Genomic DNA, 1173 nt, shown 5'->3' on the forward strand with positions numbered 1-1173 from the left:
TTACTCGATGATCTTGGCGACGACACCAGCGCCGACCGTACGGCCACCTTCGCGAATTGCGAAGCGCAGACCTTCTTCCATCGCGATCGGGTTGATCAGTTTCACCGTGATCGACACGTTGTCGCCCGGCATCACCATTTCCTTGTCCTTCGGCAGCTCGATCGAGCCCGTCACGTCCGTCGTACGGAAGTAGAACTGCGGACGGTAGTTGTTGAAGAACGGCGTGTGACGGCCGCCTTCGTCCTTGCTCAGCACGTACACTTCAGCCGTGAAGTGCGTGTGCGGGTTGATCGAACCCGGCTTGGCCAGAACCTGACCACGCTCCACGTCTTCACGCTTCGTGCCGCGCAGCAGGATACCAACGTTGTCGCCTGCCTGACCCTGGTCGAGCAGCTTGCGGAACATTTCCACGCCCGTGCAGGTCGTCTTGGCCGTTGCGCGGATACCGACGATCTCGATTTCCTCGCCAACCTTGATCACGCCGCGCTCGACGCGACCCGTCACCACCGTGCCGCGACCCGAGATCGAGAACACGTCTTCCACCGGCATCAGGAACGCACCGTCAACCGCGCGCTCCGGCGTCGGGATGTACGTGTCCAGCGCATCGGCCAGGTTCATGATCGCCACCTCGCCCAGCTCGCCCTTGTCGCCTTCCAGCGCCAGCTTGGCCGAACCCTTGATGATCGGCGTCTCGTCGCCCGGGAAGTCATACTTCGACAGAAGTTCGCGAACTTCCATCTCGACGAGCTCCAGCAGCTCGGCGTCGTCCACCATGTCGCACTTGTTCAGGAACACAATGATGTACGGAACGCCAACCTGACGCGCCAGCAGGATGTGCTCACGCGTTTGCGGCATCGGGCCGTCGGCAGCCGAGCACACCAGGATTGCGCCGTCCATCTGCGCCGCGCCCGTGATCATGTTCTTCACGTAGTCTGCGTGGCCCGGGCAGTCGACGTGTGCGTAGTGGCGGTTAGCCGTTTCGTACTCGACGTGCGCGGTGTTGATGGTAATGCCACGCGCCTTTTCTTCCGGCGCCGCGTCGATCTGGTCGTACGCCTTCGCTTCGCCGCCAAACTTCTGCGTCAGGACCGTCGTGATCGCTGCCGTCAGCGTGGTCTTGCCGTGGTCAACGTGACCGATCGTGCCCACGTTCACGTGCGGCTTGGTCCGCTC

1 protein-coding gene is annotated in these 1173 nt (G+C 62.3%); it reads right to left on the reverse strand.

Going from position 1 to position 1173, the window contains the following annotated elements:
* Positions 1 to 1173: elongation factor Tu (gene tuf, locus HWY30_RS40765; protein ID WP_221311655.1), on the reverse strand; the 1173-nt coding region annotated here is incomplete at its 5' end.

Origin of the sequence: Paraburkholderia tuberum STM678 (assembly GCF_902833905.1) — a bacterium.
GTDB lineage: Bacteria > Pseudomonadota > Gammaproteobacteria > Burkholderiales > Burkholderiaceae > Paraburkholderia > Paraburkholderia tuberum.